Below are 18716 nucleotides of genomic sequence, written 5' to 3' on the forward strand. Positions count from 1 at the left end.
ATCGAGGACGCAAACTCGCAATAAGCACTGGTGTCAGTTAACGGGGATAATACAGAGAAGACGGAGAAACTGTTTTGGCAACGACAACGAATGCATGGCCTGACGCGACGAACACCGGGGTGCCGGCGGGGGTAACGCTGACTCCTTCTGGAGATGTGGTCATCACGCAGGCGGGAGCGGTGGTCTCCGGACTCAACATCACCGGCAGCGTCTACATCAAGGCGGACAATGTGACGCTTGAGAACTGCAAGATCACGTCCGGCGGTTGGGCTGGGGTGACCATTGATTCCGGAGCTACGGGCGCGGTGGTCCAGAATTGCACCATCGATGGTACCGGCCGTGCGCCGGATGGCACTGGCAATCAGGGCATCATGGGAAGCGGCACGTTCATCGGGAACAACATCTACAACGTGGAGAACGGCATCGTTCCCGGCAGCAACTCCGTCATCCAGGGCAACTACATCCACGATCTCCAAGCGGGCGGATCGCCTCACTATGACGGCATCCAGATCGACGGTGGCCTCTCCAACATTCAGATCACCGGCAATTCGATCATCAATCAGTGGGGATGGACCTCCGCGGTCATGATCGACAACGACTTCGGGCCGGTCTCGAATGTCACCGTCACCAATAACCTGCTGACTGGTGGCGCCTACACCGTATACGCGGATTCCAACCTGGGCACCGCTTCGATTACCGGCGTGTCGTTCACCAACAATCACATTGGCGGCGCGCAGTATGGTGACGCGTTGATCCGCGGGAATAACTCGGTGTTCTCGGGCAACTACACTGACGGCGCGGCGCTGGCGTCGGCGCTCAATACGTCGGCAAACAGCGGTACGACGACGACCTCACCGACGATGCCCCCCGCAACGCCCGAAGTCCCGGCAGCGCCGAGCATCGCATCCTGGTCACCCGATACGGGCAAGACTGGCGATGGCATCACTGACGCCAGTCAGATCACCCTGCACGGTACCGCCGCGGCTGGCAGCACCGTGAAAGTCTATGACGGTTCGACGCAGATCGGCACGGCGACCGCGACTTCGACCGGAAGCTGGGACTACATCACCAAGGTCTTGACCGATGCGAAGCATACGCTGACGGCGACCGCGACCAACTCGTCGGGGCAAACCAGCGTGGCATCGACTGCGGTGGCGGTCACCGTCGATACCAAGGCGCCAGCTGCACCGGCGATCGCGAGTGACACCGTCAACACTGCCAATCAGGTCGTGATGTCGGGGACCGCTGAAGTGAACAGCGCGATCAAGGTGTTCGACGGAACGACCCAGGTCGGCACCGCGACGACCAACGCGAGCGGTGCGTGGAGCGTCACGACGTCCGCACTGTCGGCCGGTTCGCACGCCCTGACGGCAAAGGCGACCGACGTTGCCGGCAACGTCAGTGCTGCGTCGGCTGCTGTGGATGCGGTCGTCGGTTCTGGAACGACGACGGGCTCCACCGGTTCGGGCACGTCCGGTTCGGGTACCTCGGGTACGGGTACCACCGGCACGGGCACATCAGGCACCGGCACCACTGCGCCGGCCGCGCCAAAGATCGCCTCGTTCTCCAACGATACCGGCACCGCCGGTGATCACATCACGAGCGACAAAACGGTGACCCTGGCGGGGACTGCGGTTGCCAACAGCACGGTCAAGGTGCTCGACGGCACGACCCAGCTCGGCACCGTCACGGCGGATGCGAACGGAGCATGGCACTACACCACCGTCGCACTGCCTGACGGCAAGCACAGCTTCACCGCGACCGACACGGTCTCCGGCGCCACCAGCAAGGCATCGGCTGCGCTGGATGTCACGGTGGATAGCGCTGCCCCCGATGCTCCGATCCTGTTGAGCGATCCCACCACGCATAACCGCGCAACGGTATCCGGTACGGCGGAAGCGGGGAGCTCGATCAAGCTCTATGAGGGCACGACCCTGCTTGGCACCGCGACCGTCGCGAGTGATGGCGACTGGAGCGTGACGACCCCGAATCTCAAGCACGGGTCCCACACCTTCACCGCGACGGCAACCGATGCCGCCGGCAACACCAGCGCCTTGTCGCAGCCGATCGATCCGCCGATTGGTCATGGCGGCACCAAGGACGCTGCGACCGTCGAAGTCACCAATGTGCGCCAGCACTGGGATCACACGGCAACGATCAAGGGCACGGCCGATCCCAACAGCGAGATCAAGCTGTCGGACGGCACGACCTCGGTCGGTTCGGTGACCACGGGAGCCGACGGCAAGTGGAGCTTCCAGACCTCCGACCTGTCGGGCAAGAGCCACGCCTTTACCGCCGAGCAGGTCGACACCACGGGCCACGTGGTCGGCACCAGCTCGGGCGAGGCTATCATCGGCTCGGGCCGCAGCGATACGCTGACCGGCACCACCGGCAACGACGTCATGGTGGGCAAGGCGGGTGCGGATACGTTCCAGTTTGCGTCCAACTTCGGCCAGGACGTCATCAAGGACTTCGCGGCCCGCGGACCTGCTCACGACACGATCGAGTTCAGCAAGAGCGTGTTCGACAGCTTTGCGAGCGTTCTCTCCCACGCGGCCCAGTCAGGCCACGACGTCGTGATCGCGACGGGGAGCGACACCCTCACGCTGAAGAACACGCAGCTCGACAAGCTGAACAGCCACGACTTCCACTTCGCGTAGGAGACGGGTCAGCCGCACAAGCTGATACTCACAACTGCCTCGGGGGATCGCTTGGGGATCCCCCGACAAAGGCATCATTAAAGGGCAGGTGTCATGACTGACGTTGGACGGCGGGGGGTGTTTCCCCCGCCTGCGAATCTTTATCGAATCCCCATTATGCATTTGTCAGGCCTATGGTCGGCCGGGCGTCGGCTGGCGGACGAGGCCGAAGCGCCGACATCGCGGCTCGTCGGCTGGGCAAGGCGCGTGGTTGAAGCCCTTCGGCAACGGATATTCGTCGGCCGTTTCCGGTCGGCGGAGGACTACGAAGAGCCGCACTCAGAGATGTCGGCATTTCTGCGGTCGTGCGGCCGGATATTCTGGGCGCTCGCGGCCTTTAGCGGGATGAGCAATCTCCTCATGCTCACCGGCTCATTCTTCATGCTGCAAGTCTATGATCGGGTGCTGCCCGGGCGCAGCATACCGACGCTGATTGCCTTGCTGGTCCTGGCCGCGGTCCTCTACCTGTTTCAGGGTGGGCTCGACTTCGTCAGAAGCAGGATCAGCGCGCGGGTCGGCCGGTACTTTGATGAACGGCTCGGCATTCGCATTTTCGACGCGCTTGTCCGCTTGCCCTTGAAGACCCGGGCCGATGGCGACGGCTTGCAGCCGGTGCGGGATCTTGATCAGGTCCGCAGCTTTCTTTCGAGCGGCGGGCCGACGGCGCTCTTCGATCTACCCTGGATGCCGATCTATCTCGGCGTTTGCTTCCTCTTTCACTTCTGGATTGGCGTCACTGCGCTGGCCGGCGCGTTGGTGTTGATCGGCATTACCATGCTCACGGAAACCAGGACGCGCGGGCCGGCAAAGGCGTCCTCGCGCCTCGCGGTCTCGCGAACGGCACTCGCGCTCGAGGGTCGACGAAATGCAGAGGTTCTGCAGGCCATGGGCATGCGGCAGCAGGCGGCGTTGCGGTGGCGCGATGTCAACGCGAAGTACCTCGCGGCTCATGAGCGGGCCAGCGATGTAGCCAACAGCCTCGGGGGCGCCTCCAAGATCTTCAGGGCAATCCTGCAGTCGCTGGTTCTTGCCGTTGGCGCAGTCCTTGTCATCAACCAGGAATCGACGGCGGGCATCATCATCGCCGGATCGATCCTCAGCGCGCGGGCGTTGGCGCCCGTCGAACTGGCCATTGCGAACTGGAAAGGGTTCGTCGCTGCGCGGCAGTCGGGACAACGGCTTAATGCTTTGCTGAAGCTTCTCCCCAGCGAGGAAGAACGGCTGGCATTGCCTCCTCCTGTTGACGCTCTCTCGGTCGAGAATCTCTTTATCGGCGCTCCGAACTCGGAGCGGCCTACCGTCAATGACGTGTCGTTCCAATTGCGGCGCGGGCAGGCGGTTGGAATCATTGGGCCGAGCGGATCCGGCAAATCGACGCTGGCACGTGCGCTGGTTGGGGTATGGCCGGGCATTCGAGGCCGGATACGGCTGGACAACGCCGCACTCGACCACTGGTCTTCTGACGCCCTCGGCAAGCACATCGGGTACATGCCTCAGGACGTGGAATTGTTCGACGGCAGCGTTGCGATGAACATCGCGCGGTTCGATCCGCAGGCGACCGCCGCCGCTGTTCTGGAGGCCGCGCATGCCGCGGGCGCGCACGATCTCATCCTCTCGTTCCCGGAGGGCTACGGCACGAAGATCGGCGAGGGGGGGGTGGCACTGTCGGCGGGGCAGCGGCAGCGCATCGGGCTCGCCCGCGCCTTCTACGGCAAACCATTCCTCGTGGTGCTGGATGAACCCTCCTCCAATCTCGACGCCGAGGGCGAGGAGGCGCTGACCGAGGCGATCCTGAACGTGCGCCGTCGCGGCGGGATCGCCGTCGTGATCGCCCATCGTCCGAAGGCGCTTGAAGCCGTCGATCATGTCTTGTGCCTCGGGGAAGGCAGGGTTCAGTCCTTCGGCAAGAGGGAGGAGGTCCTCAAGAAGGTCTTGCGAAATCCCGTGCCGCTCAAGGTGGTCGCGGAAGCTCAAGGAGGCAACCGATGAACGGCCAGCTGGTAGCGCCGGCGATGCAATCCATCCAGCGTTACATGATCGTCGGTATGATCATGTTGGGTCTGGTGACTTTTGGAATCGGCGGTTGGGCGACAACGAGCCAATTGTCGGGCGCGGTGATCGCCCAGGGTGTCGTCGTCGTGGATTCGAGCGTCAAGAAGGTTCAGCACTCCACGGGTGGGATCGTGGGTGAGTTGCGCGTGCGCCAGGGCGATCGGGTCAATGCAGGCGACGTTTTGATCCGCCTCGACGAGACTCAGACGCTCGCCAATGCGACGATCGTCACGAACAGCATCGATGAGCTGCTCGCGCGCCAGTCCCGGCTCGAGGCCGAGCGCGATGGTGCCGAGCAGGTCGTGTTTCCCAAGGTGCTGCTCGACCGAGCCAAGGAGAACAATTCTGAGGCGAGCCGTGCAATCGCTGCGGAGCGGAAGCTGTTCGACCTCCGCCGTCAGGCAAGGAGCGGCCAAAAAGCGCAGTTGCAGGAAAAAAGCGCGCAGCTGGAGAACGAGATCAAGGGCTATACGGGGCAGACCGAGGCCAAGCAGAAGGAAGTTGAATTTATCCGCCAGGAACTGGAGGGCGTGCGTAGCCTCTGGCAAAAGAATCTGGTGCCGATCACGCGGCTCAATTCCCTCGAGCGCGACTCCGCACGCATCGAAGGCGAGCGCAGCCAGTTGGCCGGCATGATTGCGCAATCGAAAGGCAAGATCTCCGAAATCGGCCTCCAGAGCATTCAGATCGACCAGGACCTGCGGACGGAAGTCGGCAAGGACCTGATCGAAACGCGCTCAAAACTCTCCGAACTGGGCGAGCGCAAGACTGCGGCGGTCGATCAATTGCATCGGATCGATATCAGGGCGCCACAGTCCGGCCGCGTCCATGAACTCAGCGTCCACACGGTCGGAGGCGTGATCTCTCCCGGCGAGCAAATCATGCTGATCGTTCCTGATGCGGACTCGCTTGCGGTCGAGGTCAAGATCCCACCGAAGGATATCGACCAGGTTTATGTGGGGCAGACCGCGACGATGCGCTTTGCAGCGTTCAACCAGAAGACCACGCCCGAAATCGACGGCGAGGTCAGCATGGTCTCGGCAGATATCACGCAGGATCAGCGCGCCGGCACGAGTTATTACACGGGCCGTATCCTGCTGAAGCCCGAGGAGCTGGCGAAGCTCGGCTCCGCCAAGCTGCTGCCAGGAATGCCGGTGGAGGTCTTCATCAAGACGGCTGGTCGGACCGCGCTGTCCTATCTGCTCAAGCCGCTGCACGATCAGGCGGAGCGTGCATTCAAGGAGCGCTGAGCTCGGTGCAAGCCGTGGGCAGCGCTTGGCGAACGCACGCGGGCTGGCGCCCTACACATGGGCGTCAGCGTCGCTGCGCCCACCCCCGCAGTAGATCGCGCGCTCGCCGACCGATCGGCGGGGGCGCGTGCCTGTCGTGCCGCGCTGAGATCACGGGTTGTTCAAGCGATCGCCCGCTCAGCACGTCCATCCGCTTGGCGCGCAGGGCCATCGCGACGACGAAGCCGAGTATTGAAGCTTCGGCTCCCACAATGACGAGCAGCTCAATTGGCATATGAAATCGGTCCGGCCTGCGAGGGCTGTTCTTGCGATTTGAGCATGGCGACCAATTAAATCAATAAAATAATGTTCGGTCCGAAGCCGTCCGTCTCGCTCTGGGGCGGCCACGCCTGTCGCCTGTGATTGCACTTCGCGTGGCCCGGATGAAAAGGGCCTGTCTGATCGGGGCTTCTCGATCCATCCGAGTTCCTCGCTTGCAAAGCGTCGCCGGCCCTGGTCGTGTCCGCCGCGGTTTAAATGCAGATATTAATTCTATTTAATCTTGCAAATTAAATTATAATATATAATTTAAATAACAACGGATTGCGGCCTGCAGCGTTCGGCTGGGTCGTGCTGCGGCCCGCGTCGATTTGGCATTTGCAGGAGAGCGGCAGGTGCAACGAACCTCAGGCTCGATCATCGCGACAGCCATCGTTATCATCATCGGGGGCGTTCAATGGGCGGGTGCGGCATTGCCGGCCGTGCCGAGGGCCCCCCAAGCGGACCCTGCGCGCATCGAGCTGGGGCGTCCGGCCCTTCCCCCCCTCACTTACACCGCGTTTTGCCTGCGCTATCAGGCCGAATGCCGCCCGCGGCGCTTCTTCCGCGGCGGGCCGATCCGGTTGACCGAGAAGCGATGGGCGGAGTTGCGGGAGGTCAATCGCGCGGTCAATCTGGCGATTGAGCCCGCCCGCAACGAGCTCGGCCTTGCGGGCGAGGCGTGGACCATTAATCCCGCGCGTGGCGATTGCAACGATTACGCGGTGAGCAAGCGCCACGAGTTGCTTCGGCGCGGCTGGCCGGCGCGTGTCCTGCTATTGAGCGAAGTCGTCGTCAGTTCCGGTGAACATCATCTGGTGCTCCTCATGCGTACCAGGAGCGGCGATCTCGTCCTCGACAATCTCACGCCACAGGTTAAGCCCTGGTCGCGGACGCCCTATCGCTGGGTTCGCGTGCAAAGCCCGGGCCGTGACGGGCTGTGGGTCACGATTGGACGAGAGGGGGTATGAGGCACTGGCGCGAAAGCCCTGAGCCTTCCTTGGCCAGAGCGTTTGCGTTTACTCGTGAGCGCATTTGAGCCGCTCGAGCGTAGCGAGCCTGTCTTCAAGCGCGACGATCCGGCGAAGAAGATCGAGGCGCGACAGCCCCAGGGTGGCGCGCGTCGATCCGATGGCAGAAGCGGCAGCACATGGTCGCTCGGAGTTGGGAGGAAGGACGCTGAACATGCGCAGGACGCCGTCGCCTGTCAGCACATCCACCCAGCCCTCGGAAGGTGACCGTCCCACGATCCGGCCTGGTACGCGGCCAATATAGCAGGGAGCATCAAGCCGCGGCGACGCGTTGGTGATGATGAGCCGCTGCCCGTCAAGGTGGCTGAAGGCACCTGGAAATGGCGGTGTCAGGCCGCGGATCAGCCGATCGATGGTGTCGGTAGGCTGGCACCAGTCGATCTCTCCATCTTCCGGAACACGGGCGCAGCCATAGGAGGCATTGTCGGTATCTTGAGAAGTGCCTTGGTAGCCGGTGATCGCTCGTACGACGACCCCGCCGAGCTCACGTTCCTGAATCGCGTTGAGGCGCTCGTAGAGCGAGGTGACCGTGTCGTTCGCGCCGATCGGAATGGCCTGCTGAAACAGCAGATTGCCGCCATCAAGTTCCGGGATGACGAGGTGAATGCTGATCCCGGCGGTCGTCTCGCCGTTGATGATTGCCCAATTGACGTTGGCGCGGCCGCGATAATGCGGCAGAAGCGAATAGTGCACGTTGACGAAGCGACACAATGCGAGAATCTGCGGCGGGATGATCCGATCGAACGAAGAGATCACAACGGCCGCCGGGCGCAGCTCTGCGATCATTTTCTGAAGCTGGTTCAGGTCCTGCATTGCCGCGACCGGGATGCCGCGGTTGTTGGCAAATGCCTTCAACGCGCTCGCGTCGGGCTGGTCCGGTCTCCGGAATATCTGGACCACGCGGCAGTGCGCAGCCAACGAGCGAAGCGCTGCGAAGCCCGTCGGTCCGTCCGCGAGGAGTACGACATCGGGCTGCGGCTGCTCCGTCATGTCACCTCCGGCCATGGTACAAGCTGGGCGAAACCGTCCTCTGTGACGGCACCGCCCCGGCGGACCCACTCGGCCGCGCGCAAGCCGCCGGTCTGCAATCGTATGATCGGCTCGGGGCCGATCTCCGACAGCAGAATGCCCATATGGCCCTGTCCGACCGATTGTGGGGGCCAGACCGCAAGACCATTGGCGGCTAGCACGGCTCGATCGACGTCGCCCCAGAACTGCACCACAACGGCGCCGTCGGGCGCGCATGCGGCCAGATGCGCAGCCTCCGCCCGGCCGATGCGCGGCGAGTCCGTTGGCTGCAACGCGACCACGAAGGCCTCCCATGCGCCAGGATGGACTGCCGCAACACTGTCGAACGTCTCGACGTTCGCCCCCAGGTTCGTCAGCCCGGTGTGCAGGGGGGCAAGGAAGTCGTTGTCGCAGAGCAGGGCGATTTTGTTACCGAGAACTGCCAGCCCGCAATCGTGCAACTGCTTCACGGCGAGCGGGCCAAGGAATGAGAAGACGTCGATGGCGGGGTGTCGCTCGTTGACGCCGACCACCCGGATTTTGCGTCGCGCGCACGCTTCGATATCCAAGTCCTCGCGACGAAACTCCCAGGCCTCGAACATCAAGGCAATCACGGCGTCGCCGCGCAGCTGGTCGATCAGCGCAGCTGTAAGCGGACGGAGGTGGCCACTGTTGGTCACGATGTCGACGCTGTGAAGCACCTCGGGGCTGATCTTTTCCAGAATCTCGATGCGGTCAGCGACGTCTAGGGTGGCTGCGATCTCGAACGTCTCTCGTTTGGCATCTGTCACAGTCCCATGGCGGCCAGGTTTCGTGAATGCGTAGACCTGCTTGGCTCCGGCCATTGCAGCCAAGACTGGGGTGACGGCATAAGCGCCAGTCGCGGCTTCGGTCAGCACAGTCATTCCCGACATGTCCAGTCCCGTTTCAGCGAGGGCGCGTTTCATCAGCATTCGCAGTCGAACAGGTGAAAAGCCTGGCCTGCGAAGCGCTCTCTTATCCGCATCAGATCGCAATTGCGCGACTGAGGTTCCGGTCGCGGTCATTGATGGGTCCCGCTGTTGCCGCTGGAAGACGCCGGCTTCATGGTGTTCTCGACCGGTGCGCTCTGGATATCCAATCGCGTGCCGCCCGGAGCACGTTGTGGAGCGGATCGGGTAGGAGCGCGCGCACGTGATCCTGCCAGCTCATTTGCTCGATCCCCGGATCTTCGCCGGGTCGCGCTGCCCAATACCGCACGCGGCGTTCGCCCGATGCGACGATACGGCGCGTCGTCGTGTAGTAATAGGATGCGACGGAAAGGCGCATTCGACCGGGGGGACAGGAGACCGGATCCGGAAGGCCGTGGAGAGTGGCACCGTGCGTCTCCCAGAGGATCACGGTGTTGAACCGGGGCAAGATGCGGCATCCGAGCGCCGACATGTCCGCAGGCCACAATTCGAGGCTACCGCCGTAAGCTTCGGGCCAATCCCGATTGAGATAGATGAGCAGATTGACCCGGTGGAACAGCCCGGTCGTCGGGTGAACCTCAAAATCGCGGTGAATCTTCGTGAAGCCTCCTGGGGGCGTTCGATGAACTCCCGCAAATTTGTGCGTCGGATCGGAATGAAGATCTCGAACGCCGGTGACTGCCGAAATGAATGCTCGAAAGCCGGCACTGTCCACTAGGCTCAGCAGATGCTGAGTGGCCGGCCCCAGTCCGTCCGATACCTCCTGCTTGACCAGGCGATCGGTAGTCGTGGTAATCAGGCGGGCTTCCGGGAGGGCGGCGCATTCGGCCGCGACCATGTCCAACAGCTTCTCGGGAAAGGCATCGTTGAGGACAACGTGCGGCCAAGGTCTTGCAGCTGCGTATTCGGCGCGCAGGGAGCTGGCTCGCGCAAGGAGGCCGCTCAACGAGTGAAGCTGGAAATCAACATGCAATTCCGCAGACTCCGGCTGCAGCGCTTGGAGTCAGGGCCCCCAAGTCCGCCTGCAAATTAAATGTTATTATTAATTGGCTTTGGATTAAATGTCAAAATAAACCGTGAGCTGAATGTTGGGCTCTGTTGCACCGGAGAGTTCAATCTCCGGGCACCGCCGGCAACGCAATCGTGATCTCCAGTCGCGGAATTCAAATCAGCGATTAACTTATTTAATTTGAGGGTCGACGATTTTGGGTCTACCTTGAGGATTGGGCTGGAATACAGCAGGACGAGCCGATGACCCAATTCGACGCGGAAGGCGATGATCGTCGTGAGTTCTTGAAGACCTGCGGAAAATTCGCCGCTGTTACCCCTCCGACAGTGACCCTGTTGCTCTCCACCTCCCTGACCTCGGCCGCAATAGCCAGTTCAGGCGGCCGTATTGTGCGTGGCAACAATGGCTTCGGCAATGGCGGCGGTGACGGCACCCCCAACGGGAAACAGGACGACAATCGGTAAATTCTGCGGTCCAATGGGCCGTCGCGGTGCGGCTGGGCTCAGCCGGTCCGGCGGCGTCTTTGTGCGGACGAGCGGTCGATCAGGAGATCGGTCAGCTTCTTGCCGGCGCGCAGCTGCGCTTTCAGCCAGCGGGGCTGTTTGCCGCGGCCGGACCAGGTTTCGGACGGGTCTTTCGGGTTCTGGTATTTCGGCAGCACCGGCGGGTAGGGGCGGCGCGGACGTTCCCCGTTCGGGGACGAAACGGCGGTCCCCTCAATCTTGCGCAGCCGCTCTTCAAGCTTGACCTTTTCCGCGGTCATCCTGCGACTGAGAACGGTCGTCACCTCATCGTAAAGCCCCCACAGCTCGGCTGTGGTCAAGTCGACCCAGTCACTTTTCCCCATGGAAGCCGTCCCCAGCTACTTCCGAACCGAAACAGGAGGGGGCATTATCAGGTCATGGCAGGGTTGGGCAAGCGCGATCCGGGCGCGCGGCGGCGCTTGTGTGCAGCGCAGTAATTGGTGCTAGCGGTTAAGACTGTATCTCCGACCGGGCGGTCGCCTCCTGAGCCCCCTCCGTCCGTGAGCCCGTCGCTTGGGCGCGAGCAATCGCTCCTCTGCTTTCAACACGCGATTACGTAAGTTCTGCAATTCTGTGAATTGAACGATGAGGGCCTTATGTGTTTGACGCAAAACTGCCGAAGAATACATGTGACCACCTACTCATTGCCGACGACGAATCCGTGCCAATAATTGAAAAATTGCTGAATTAACGAAATCTGGCCTCAAGCGCGGTAACTGGGACTTCCGTCGGTGCTACACGGGCTACGATCAATCGCAGCCTTGTTCTGTCCTTGATTACCAGCCGTTGCTTTGATGAATAGTAATACTTTCCCTCCTTCCTTCCCGGAGCTAGGCTTCATGAACGGCCTCGCTTCAGTGAAACTTCGTCGAATGTTAGATTTGAATCGTGAATGTCCCTATATATCGTTGGTAATATCCGGCTCTAACTAAGTTAATTGGATGTTGACCATCATGGCACGCCCGCCCGATCAGTGGGCCGATGACATTCTTGGCGTGAATTTTCAGTCCGATGCCATCAAAAATTGTGGATGGAATGTCATTATCCTCGCAAAAAACCGCGGTTTCGAATTTTGCGTTGAGCACCGCATTCTTACGGTGCTGCACGCATTCTCTGGGCGAGTTACGATAGTGTAAGCCATCGAGCGTTGCCGCAAGGTGCCGTCTCAGACTAGGACCCTGCGACGTTATTGACGGAGCTGACTGGATATAACTCCCGCGTCTCAGAAGGAGGGTGGATTAAACGGCTGCAAGAGGGGTTGTTAGCAACAGGCAAGGGAAGCATGCGCCGCATCAGAATTGTCATCGCTGATCGACACCCGATCGTCTTGCAAGGGATTAGGAGCGTTCTTGCGACGCAGCGTGATTTTGTCGTCGTTGCTTCCTGCAGCGATGGCGCGAGCTGTATCGAGGCAATTCGATTTCTTGCGCCGGACGTAGCGCTTGTCGATGCTGCACTGCCCGACTTCAGTCGACAGCAGATGCTCGCTCGTGCGAACGCCGTCGGCCCACGTGCTCCGATTATCTTCTTCACCGGTATTACGGCCGACAGTGAGTTACAAAGGTCGGCCTTGAACGGCGCCTGCATCGTCCTCTCGAAGGATTCGGATGCGGAGATGCTGGTCGCAACCCTGCGGAAAGCTGCCCAGGGCCAAGCTGCGGCTTCGCCGAACAACGGGCACGTCAGCGAGGCCCCCCTGGCCAGTGTGAAGCCTTTGACACAGCTAACTGACCGGGAGCGGCAGATCATGCGGCTCGTATCGGAGGGGCTATCGAACAAGGAGATTGGGCGTCGGTTGAATCTCGCCGACGGTACGATCAAGGTCCACCTTCATCATATCTTCCAGAAGCTGGAAATCAGCAATCGTACGGTTCTCGCGGCATTGGCGATCTCGCGAAGCGAGCTGCATGCAGCGCCAGATGAGCCGGATTCCCTTGGTCTGTTGCGTCAGGATCCAGCCAGCGCGAACTGAGGGGTACGTCTGGCGCGTCTTCGGCAGTATGCGCGAGGGGCGGCCTATCGCGGTGCCAGATGCTCAATCATGTTGAGGCAGGCCCCCTCGGCCTCGGCCAACGTTCGAAAGGGCGAGCCGCCAATCTTGATTGCGGCTTGGTTATTGTGGAGCGGACGCCAACTCGCCAGGTAGCCGGAGCGGCCGTGAAAGCCTGGACCTCCCGGGCTTCCGAAACTGATCACGAACGAGAAGCCGTGGCTGCTCGCACTCCAGATCTCCATGTCCCGGACGGACCGATAGAATTGCAGTGGCATCGCAATGATCCATTGTAGCCGAGCCCGAGCCCGTTAGTTAAATTCAAGTTAACTAAATTAAATGCTCGGCGCAACTCAAATTGATGCCCCGAGACGGTGCGCCGCAAAAAACCGGGAGTAACACGGGAAATCGCCGGCTTTCCGTCCGGGTCGCGCACGTTCAGTAACCTCTCACCGGACAAAGAAAATTCTTGGTTGAAAATCTATATTTAATATATAATACTGTAAATGTCGTTTTAAATCGAGGAGGACGCATCGTGACCCGGGACGGCAACGAAGATGACGACCGGCGGGCGTTTTTGAAGACCTGCGGAAGATTTGCAGCCGTGACGCCCCCCGCCATGACGCTGCTTCTGTCCACCTCCCTGACCTCAAAAGCCATTGCACGTTCGGGCGGCCTGCACGGGGCGAAGCAAAGCGACAGCGGGCAGTCGTTCTTTGACAATGATCGCTCGTCCGCGGCAGGGCCGGGGAGTTCCAGCGGCGGATCATCAGGGGGTGGGGGAACACCTGGTGGTCGCTCTGCCGGATCTTCTCATGCCGGAGGGGCATCCGGCGGGGCTGGCGGTAGCGGCGGGGCCGGTGCTGGCGGAGGCAATGCAAAAGGGCCCTTCGCAACCGGCGGCGGCTCTGGAATTCCAAGTGCAAATGGTGGGGTCGATTGCGCAGACGAAGAGAACGAGGAAAAGCGCAAGGCCGATTGCCCTGGAGCTAGTACTCGGATTTCCAGCGCAACCCAATCCAGCCCGTAAGATCTTCTCAGCCCATGAAGGAGACCTATGGGCTGCCGTGCGGCCAAGCCAGGCTGGGCCTTGTGCTCCGACAGGCCAAACGCGAGGCCGAAGGCATATCTGGCCAGCCGAGCGGCCTCCCCGGAGGCTCGATCAGGAGGCGTGTCATGAATACCCGCATTCGAGCGGAGAGTCCTGCGGCCCTTCTTCGAGAGCGTCTCGAAGCGCTTGTCGCCCGGCTCGCAGAACTCGAGAAGCTCAGAGACCGGGTAGGTCGAGAAGAGAATCGTCAGCGCAAGCTGCGCAAGGCGGTCAGTCCCCCATGCCCGAGCTCAGACCGCGGGCGGTCGTTCCAGCTTCGCACAGGCGAAGCCCATGCCCGTGCCGCTCGGTTGCAATAAATCGCGGTGTAACGAGCGTCCCAAAGCGAATGGACGACCGAAAGGGGGCGTGCGGATGGTTCGCGAAAGCGAACCGGCCTACGAGCCTGTCTTGGCTATTCGGCTACCGGGCGAGCGGGAGGGGGGGCGCGCTGGAGCCCCAGGGATGAGCCCGACCGCGCCGTGCGAGACTATCCGATCGATTCTGCGGCTCATGACCTTGTAGCACTCGCATGCCACGGCTTCGAGCCGCGGCCGATCAATCTCGAGCTGGCCGCGCCGACTGGATTTCAGCGCTCTTGACGCGCGCATTGTGCACACGACATGCGTGACCGTGGTGCGGCGAACGCCGAGCAACTCCGACAATGTTTCTTGCGTCAGCGGGAGTAGGTCACCTTCATTCGCACGATCATGGATGTGAAGGAGCCAGCGCGCTAAGCGCGCTTCGACGGAATGCAGTGCATTGCAGGCCGCCACGTGCTGGAGTTGCGTCAACAACGACATCGTGAAGACCTGCACCATGGATGCGATTGCGGGGCTGCGATGTTGGGCTGCCAGGAATTGCGCAGGTGAGATCTGCAGCGCGGCCCCGGATAGGCGGGCGACCGCGGTCGCAGGCGCGGCGGATGCGCCAAACGCTGACGTCAAACCCACGGCGCCCTCGCGCCCGATGATCGCCGTGGCAACTGTTTGCCCGTTCGGCAGCTCCGTGATCGCGGCGATGGCGCCGCTGAGGGGGAAGAGAAGATGTTCGATCCGATCGCCCGATCGGATGAGCACGGAATTGCGCTCGATCGCGACTTTCCGGAGATGAGGCGCGAGCAAAGCAAAATCCGCTGGCGGCAACGCTGCTAACAAACGATTATCAATTCTAGTCGCATGGTCCATCATGGGATTGGCTCCCGACGGATACTCGGCACTAGAACTAATGCCGATGTGTCGAGCTGCTCTGCGGCGTTCCAGCTCAACAGCAAGCCAACCGACCACCACAGACATGGTTCCCATGATCAATGGCGAGTACGCGTGGTCCGACAATCGCATGCCGCGTCGTAGGTATATGGCCCGCTAGTATCCGTGTTGAAGACGAGTTGGGGCGGCATCGCTTCAAGCTGAAGCCGAGTCTCCAGCGCCTTCACGCGCTCGCGCCGCATTGGCGGTGCAGTAAGCTGGGAAGCCTCCTTAACATCGACGAGTTGGCAGTCTCACTCTGCTGGAGGCGTATCGTCCTTCGACATGCTTTCGCTAACGAGTGGCACGCAACGGGCTCGCAACGACGCGTCCGCGGGAACGCCGGCCTTGCCCCGCAAGGCCAACACGTGACCCAACGCGGGCTTGGATCGCGCCAGGGTCTAGTGGCAGACTGCAGTCTAGCTCCTTGATCCTCCGGCAACGTCAAACGAGAAAAGCGAACTCATGACGGTACTCTTGGTGACGTACGAGATAATGACCCCCTCGTGCCAGGGATTGAGATCGTCCAACGTGCCCGCCGGATATTCTCGGAGGCGATCAATCCGATCGGCACGAAGTGCCTCGTTGCCGGTAATCTTGATGCCCCCGCAGCCGCAGCGAACCACGGCACCTTCGGCATACATTTCCACGATCGCCTCGATGTCGCCCGCGCGGTAAATCGCACTGGCCATCGGGTCAAATGATATATTTATCACCTAAATGCCTTAAAAGCTTGCGATTTTAAGCCATTTTTAGCCAGCTAAGCCTCTTTCCCTATTCTATTAATTGTATTTTAATAATCCCGCTTGGCCTCGGCCATATGCCGAAGTACATAGATGGCCGGGCCGAGGCACAGTCCATGTTAGACGTATCTGTGAAGCAGAGACGGATCCGGCTTCTGATCGTAGATCGACAACCGATCGTTCTGCAGGGGCTGAAGTCGGTACTCGGGGCACAGCAGGACTTCGACGTTGTCGCATCGTGCAGCGATGGGACGAGGTGTCTCGAAGCAATTCGGAATCTGACACCCGACGTCACGCTTGTTGCTGACAACCTGCCAGATCTGACGGTCCCCGAGATTCTCGCGATTGCGAAAGCTGAGAATCTCTCCACGCGCTTGGTGTTGTTTACCGAATCCGAAGCAGATCACGATCTAGCCGCCGCTATTGCTGCTGGCGCCTCCAGCGTAATCTCGAAGCATGCTTCCTCGGACACTATGCTGCGATTACTGCGCCTGATGACAGAGCGCAGCGTGTCGCGCGAGCAATCCGATCTCTTGCCAGCCGGCCAGGCAGCTGACGGCGGCGGCAAAGTGGAAACGATGCTGGAGCTGTTGACGCACCGGGAACTTCAAATTGTACGACTAGTCTCAGAAGGAATGTCAAACAAAGAGATTGCGCGCCAGCTAAACGTTTCCCCAGGGACAGTTAAAGTACACTTATACAACATATTTCAGAAGCTTGAAATTACCAACAGAACTGTGCTCGCTACCCTCGCGTTGTTGCAGCGACCGTCTGGCTTCGGCCTGCTTACGCTGGCGTTTCTGGCGTTCGCAATTGCGGACGAACTCAAGGCGTCGGAAGCGAACGACGTGGATCCGGACGACGACAGCGTCGGTCGCGCGGGAGAGCATGCCGAATATGAGCCCTGGAAAAGAGCTATTCTCCGACACCTCGTGGTCTGGGAATCCGGCGAGACGTCAACCCAGAGGGACTTCTTTGCCAAGGCGAGCCTGGTCACGAACCCGGCGGCGGCAATAGAAGCGCTGAGCCCGGCAGAGCAATCCGCAGGCTCGAAAACGTGGAAGGACCACGGCCCGGTTGGATCGAGCACGCCCAATCTTCCTACGCCATTACTGCGGGGCACCAGCGACACACAGATCGTTGGAGACCCGACCTCTGAACATCAATTCCCGCGGCTTGCTTCCACTCCGACGTCGATTCACGGCGGGTATGGCACCTTCGCCACTCTAACCGGTGCGTTGATCTACGCACTGAACGACCCCCATCTTGCCGTGCAATCGCATGACCCGGGCAAAGCGCCGATCGACAGCTTCGTGGTGGTCACCGGCGAGAATGCGACCACAAAACTGGCCTCGATAACCGATGCCGATACCAATGATGTAGACGGCTTTCCCCCGGCTTTCCCTTTGCACGATTTGCGCCTGCCTGCGCTTGTGACCACCGGCAACGAACGCGTCGCGGGCGAAGGCGCTTCGAACCAAATGAGTCATGGTGCTGCGGACCACAACCTGCAAGAACCCCATGGCTCACCGGGCTCGGGTCGCGATGCCGGTATTGGCGGAGATGGCCGCGATCAACGGATGGGCGGCGACGTTGGCGAAAACGTTGTTTATCGCTCCCCGATCGATTCCAATTCGACCTCTTCCCACTCTGGCTTCGATTTCGCATCTGGATCGAGCCGGATCAATCTTGCGGCTTTCGGAGCGCTTGCCTGGCTCCATATGACAGCAGCAAGCAAGTCCATACCGCCGCATACCCTCGCCTGGATCTACAATCCCGCAACCAACGAAACGATCGTGTACGTGAATCCGACCGATCGGAGTCTCGATGTCGGAGACCGGGGCCTGCTGGAAATCCATCTGCAGGGGATTGTCTCCATTGCGGAGTCGGATTTCGTCGGCCAGCCGGAAGGCGCGGCTGTCGCGATCACCCTGGATCAGCTCGAAGCGCTGACATCGGCGACCGCAACCGAAGCTGTTCTGAGTGCGGATAGTGCCCATACAGTTATCGGGACGAGCGAGAGCGCGCTCGGGAGCGCGGCAGTTTGGAGCACTCTGACCGACAACGGCTTGACGTTCGGATTCGGGCAGGCTCGGACCGGCTCGGGGGGAGCGACAAGGTCCAGAACCTTCACTAGCGATTCGGTGGCTACAACGGATGAGAGCGATGGTGGGTCCGGCGGGTCGGCTCATGTATCACCGATCGCGCTTGCTCATAGCGCGACGGTCACGGCAGTTGAAAATCTCACATCGAAGAATGAGCCGATCAATGGGGGGGCTGGCTCTAGCAGCGCAGCGGGCGATAACTCACGGCACGCTTCGGAGCCAGGGTCTGCAAAGGCGGCAGCGGAATCGACTGAAGCCGGCTTCATGCAGGGGAATGGCGTCGGCAATGACAACGAGAATCATCCCGCCGCTTCGGGGGCTTCGCGAGGGGCAGCGAAGTCAGCAGAAGCCGATGGTGTGGAACACGGCAATTCGGGGCACTCAACCTCTGGAAAGCCACCGGAAGCAGCCGACCCCGGTGAGCCAGGCGTCGCAAAGGCCGGTAGCGCGGGCGGTAACTCCCAGCACGCTTCGAAGCCCCCGGAGTCGACTGAAGCTGGCTTCATACGGGGGAATGGCGTCGGCAATGACAACGAGCATCATCCCCCCGCTTCGGAGGTTTCGCGAGGGGCTGCGAAGACGGCAGAAGCCGATGGCGTGGAACACGGTAATTCGGGGCACTCAACCTCTGCAAAGCCACCGGAAGCAGCCGCCCCCGGCGAGCCAGGCGTCGCAAAGGCCGGTAGCGCGGGCGGTAACTCCCAGCACGCTTCGAAGCCCC

The 18716-nt window shown here is 61.1% G+C and carries 13 protein-coding genes and 1 pseudogene; 8 read left to right on the forward strand and 6 right to left on the reverse strand.

All coding sequences use genetic code 11. From position 1 onward, the window contains the following. The first annotated feature begins 155 nt into the window (after positions 1–155). From XI04_RS06140 to XI04_RS06155, 4 genes are all read left to right on the forward strand, one after another. On the forward strand, positions 156–2660 hold the full coding sequence (locus XI04_RS06140) for an Ig-like domain-containing protein (RefSeq protein WP_271623539.1): 2505 nt from the start codon (positions 156–158) through the stop codon (positions 2658–2660). A 324-nt stretch (positions 2661–2984) separates the two neighbouring features. After that, on the forward strand, positions 2985–4688 hold the full coding sequence (locus XI04_RS06145) for a type I secretion system permease/ATPase (RefSeq protein ID WP_370157309.1): 1704 nt from the start codon (positions 2985–2987) through the stop codon (positions 4686–4688). Continuing rightward, positions 4685–6001 (forward strand): HlyD family type I secretion periplasmic adaptor subunit, encoded by a 1317-nt coding sequence (locus XI04_RS06150; protein ID WP_038971036.1) that lies wholly within the window; start codon positions 4685–4687, stop codon positions 5999–6001. The genes XI04_RS06145 and XI04_RS06150 overlap by 4 nt, the downstream gene beginning before the upstream one ends. Positions 6002–6654: 653 nt before the next feature. Further along, the gene (locus tag XI04_RS06155) at positions 6655–7269 is read left to right on the forward strand and encodes a transglutaminase-like cysteine peptidase (protein ID WP_038971035.1); all 615 of its coding nucleotides are present in this window, start codon (positions 6655–6657) and stop codon (positions 7267–7269) included. Positions 7270–7317: 48 nt separating this feature from the next. On the opposite strand, the gene XI04_RS06160 is transcribed toward XI04_RS06155, so the two are convergent. The 3 genes from XI04_RS06160 to XI04_RS06170 form a co-directional block, all read right to left on the reverse strand. Further along, the gene (locus tag XI04_RS06160; RefSeq protein WP_095425753.1) at positions 7318–8319 is read right to left on the reverse strand and encodes a methionyl-tRNA formyltransferase; all 1002 of its coding nucleotides are present in this window, start codon (positions 8317–8319) and stop codon (positions 7318–7320) included. Next, positions 8316–9284 carry a hypothetical protein gene (locus tag XI04_RS06165; protein ID WP_152103149.1) on the reverse strand — a complete coding sequence of 323 codons (969 nt, stop codon included), beginning with the start codon at positions 9282–9284 and terminating at the stop codon, positions 8316–8318. The genes XI04_RS06160 and XI04_RS06165 overlap by 4 nt, the downstream gene beginning before the upstream one ends. A gap of 136 nt (positions 9285–9420) precedes the next feature. Next, positions 9421–10260: a 2OG-Fe(II) oxygenase gene (locus XI04_RS06170; protein ID WP_050995595.1), complete on the reverse strand. Its 840-nt coding sequence runs from the start codon at positions 10258–10260 to the stop codon at positions 9421–9423. 278 nt (positions 10261–10538) lie between these two features. On the opposite strand from XI04_RS06170, the gene XI04_RS06175 reads away from it, so the two are divergent. After that, positions 10539–10760 (forward strand): hypothetical protein, encoded by a 222-nt coding sequence (locus XI04_RS06175; RefSeq protein WP_028145369.1) that lies wholly within the window; start codon positions 10539–10541, stop codon positions 10758–10760. A gap of 38 nt (positions 10761–10798) precedes the next feature. On the opposite strand, the gene XI04_RS06180 is transcribed toward XI04_RS06175, so the two are convergent. Further along, the gene (locus XI04_RS06180) at positions 10799–11143 is read right to left on the reverse strand and encodes an H-NS histone family protein (RefSeq protein WP_095425754.1); all 345 of its coding nucleotides are present in this window, start codon (positions 11141–11143) and stop codon (positions 10799–10801) included. Positions 11144–12102: 959 nt separating this feature from the next. On the opposite strand from XI04_RS06180, the gene XI04_RS06185 reads away from it, so the two are divergent. After that, complete coding sequence (locus tag XI04_RS06185; RefSeq protein WP_049801681.1) at positions 12103–12792, forward strand: LuxR C-terminal-related transcriptional regulator; 690 nt, start codon at positions 12103–12105, stop codon at positions 12790–12792. 637 nt (positions 12793–13429) lie between these two features. Then, positions 13430–13714 (forward strand): annotated as a pseudogene (locus XI04_RS06195) (hypothetical protein); the annotation flags it as partial. A 584-nt stretch (positions 13715–14298) separates the two neighbouring features. On the opposite strand, the gene XI04_RS06200 reads toward XI04_RS06195, so the two are convergent. Then, entirely contained in the window at positions 14299–15090 is a 792-nt protein-coding gene (locus XI04_RS06200) for a Crp/Fnr family transcriptional regulator (protein ID WP_212477115.1), read from the reverse strand. Positions 15091–15566: 476 nt separating this feature from the next. Further along, complete coding sequence (locus XI04_RS06205) at positions 15567–15839, reverse strand: nuclear transport factor 2 family protein (protein ID WP_271608290.1); 273 nt, start codon at positions 15837–15839, stop codon at positions 15567–15569. A 167-nt stretch (positions 15840–16006) separates the two neighbouring features. Between XI04_RS06205 and XI04_RS06210 the strand changes: the two genes are divergently transcribed. Then, positions 16007–18716: LuxR C-terminal-related transcriptional regulator (locus tag XI04_RS06210; protein WP_271623540.1), on the forward strand; the 2710-nt coding region annotated here is incomplete at its 3' end.

Origin of the sequence: Bradyrhizobium sp. CCBAU 11430 (genome assembly GCF_028128855.1) — a bacterium.
Lineage (GTDB): Bacteria > Pseudomonadota > Alphaproteobacteria > Rhizobiales > Xanthobacteraceae > Bradyrhizobium > Bradyrhizobium ottawaense.